The organism is uncultured Methylobacterium sp., from assembly GCF_964244095.1.
Taxonomy (GTDB): Bacteria; Pseudomonadota; Alphaproteobacteria; order Rhizobiales; family Beijerinckiaceae; genus Methylobacterium.
In genome coordinates, this window is record NZ_CAXTHR010000270.1 from 1 (window position 1) to 2,606 (window position 2,606).

A 2,606-nucleotide genomic window follows, 5' to 3' on the forward strand; every position below is an offset into this window, starting at 1 on the left:
GTCGATCTTCCTGTCGAACTTCGTGCAGGTGGCCCAGGGCGCGCGCAACAAGCCGCTGCCGCCGATGCTGTCGGGCGGGCTCACCTTGTTCGAGCGGGACGGGTTCGCGGTGTTCCTCTCTTACAAGCAATGCCTGATCATGGCGGTGACGATCGTGCTGCTCACCGGCTTCTGGTACCTCGTCCAGCGCACGCCCTTCGGCCGGGCGCAGCGGGCCTGCGAGCAGGACCGCCGGATGGCCGCGCTGCTCGGCATCGACGTCGATCGCACGATCTCGCTGACCTTCGTGCTCGGCGCCGCGCTCGCGGCGGTCGCAGGCGTGCTCTACCTCCTGTATTACGGCGTCGTATCCTTCTCCGACGGCTTCGTGCCCGGCGTGAAGGCGTTCACGGCGGCCGTGCTCGGCGGCATCGGCTCGCTTCCGGGCGCCGTGCTCGGCGGGCTGATCATCGGCCTGATCGAGACCTTCTGGTCGGCCTACTTCTCGATCGAGTACAAGGACGTCGCCGCGTTCTCGATCCTCGCCGTGGTGCTGATCTTCATGCCGTCGGGAATCCTCGGCCGCGCCGAGGTCGAGAAGGTCTGATGGCGGGCAGCGCGACGGGGCCGGACGGCCTGCCGGCGATCCTGCGGGATGCCGCGTTCTACGCGCTCGGCGCCTTCGGCCTGTGCGTGCCGCTGGTCAGCTTCCGTACCGATCCGGGCCCGACCGGCGGGCTCGAACTCACGCCGCGCTGGGTCCTCGTCGCGGGCCTGTGCGCCGCGATCTTCCTCGCACGCCTCGCCCAGCGCCTCGTGCTGATGCGCCGCGATGCCCGCCGCGCCCTGACGCCGGCCCCGGCCCAGGCGACGGAGGCGGTCGACGCCGCGCCGAATGCCGGCCAGCGCATCTCGATGCTGGCGCTGTGGCTGTTCATCGGCGTCGCGCTGACACTGCCGCCGGTGGCCGCGCTCGCGAGCGGCAGCCTCGGGGAGGCGCGCTACTGGATCGACCTCGGCATCCTCATCCTCACCTACGTAATGCTCGGCTGGGGCCTCAACATCGTCGTGGGCCTCGCCGGCCTGCTGGATCTCGGCTACGTCGCCTTCTACGCGGTGGGCGCGTATTCCTACGCGCTGCTCTCGACCACCTTCGGCCTGTCGTTCTGGCTCTGCCTGCCGCTGGCCGGGTTGTTTGCCGCGTTGTGGGGCATGCTGCTCGGCTTCCCCGTGCTGCGGCTTCGCGGCGACTACCTCGCGATCGTCACGCTGGCCTTCGGCGAGATCATCCGCCTCGTGCTGATCAACTGGGTCGACGTCACCGGAGGGGGCGCGGGCATCTCATCGATCCCGCGCGCGACGTTCTTCGGCATCCCGTTCACCGCGGGCGAGGAGGGCTTTGCGGCCCGCTTCGGGCTCACCTTCGACTCGATGCACCGCATCGTTTTCCTGTACTACGTCATCCTGGCGCTCGCGCTCGTCACCAACCTCGTCACCCTGCGCCTGCGCCGGCTGCCCATCGGCCGCGCCTGGGAGGCGTTGCGCGAGGACGAGATCGCGTGCCGCTCGCTCGGCATCAACACCACCACGACGAAGCTCACCGCCTTCGCGCTCGGGGCCGCCTTCGGGGGCGTGGCCGGCTCGTTCTTCGCCGTGCGCCAGGGCTTCATTTCGCCCGAGAGCTTCAACTTCCTGGAGAGCGCGATCATCCTGGCGATCGTCGTGCTCGGCGGCATGGGCAGCCAGGTCGGCGTCGCCATCGCCGCCGTCGCCATGGTCGGCGGGCCGGAGATGCTGCGCAACCTCGGCTTCCTGAAGCAGGTCTTCGGCGAGGGCTTCGACCCGAACGAGTACCGCCTGCTGCTGTTCGGCCTCGCCATGGTGGCGATGATGGTCTGGCGCCCGCGCGGGCTCATCTCGGAGCGCACGCCCTCGGTGGCCTTGGGCAGGCGCCGGGCGATCTCCGGCGCCCATGTCAGCGAGGGCCACGGCTGATGGGCAGCGCCCGATGACCGCGCCGATCCCGCCCCGCGACGACGCGGTGCTCACGGTCGACCACCTCACCATGCGCTTCGGCGGGCTCACCGCCGTCGGCGACCTGTCGTTCCGGGCGCACCGCGGCGACATCACCGCGCTGATCGGCCCGAACGGCGCCGGCAAGACCACGGTGTTCAACTGCATCACCGGCTTCTACAAGCCGACCGAGGGGATGCTGACGCTCAAGCACGCCGACGGCTCGAAGCACCTGCTGGAGCGCCTGCCGAACCATTCCGTGAACCGCATCGGGCGGGTGGCGCGCACGTTCCAGAACATCCGCCTGTTCCAGGGCATGACCGTGCTGGAGAACCTGCTCGTCGCCCAGCACGCGCCCCTGATGCGAGCCTCCGGCATGACCGTGCTCGGGCTCATCGGCCTGCCGGTCTACCGCCGGGCCGAGGACGCGGCGATCGCGCGGGCCAGGGACTGGCTCGACCGCATCGGCCTGACGGCGCGCGCCGACGACCCGGCCGGCGACCTGCCCTACGGCGCCCAGCGCCGGCTGGAGATCGCGCGGGCCATGTGCACCGACCCGGTGCTGCTCTGCCTCGACGAGCCGGCCGCCGGCCTCAACCCGCGCGAGAGCGGAG

General features: G+C 70.6%; 3 protein-coding genes. All 3 read left to right on the top strand.

Annotation, left to right across the window (positions count from 1 at the left end; genetic code table 11):
* Positions 1-586, top strand: a 586-nt coding sequence (locus ACFE86_RS22380) for a branched-chain amino acid ABC transporter permease (protein ID WP_375457508.1), incomplete at its 5' end; no start/stop codon positions are given.
* Positions 586-1,974: a high-affinity branched-chain amino acid ABC transporter permease LivM gene (gene livM, locus ACFE86_RS22385; protein WP_375457509.1), complete on the top strand. Its 1,389-nt coding sequence runs from the start codon at positions 586-588 to the stop codon at positions 1,972-1,974. The genes ACFE86_RS22380 and livM, both read left to right, overlap by 1 nt.
* A 13-nt stretch (positions 1,975-1,987) precedes the next feature.
* The coding region (locus tag ACFE86_RS22390) for an ABC transporter ATP-binding protein (protein WP_375457510.1) at positions 1,988-2,606 on the top strand (619 nt) is incomplete at its 3' end.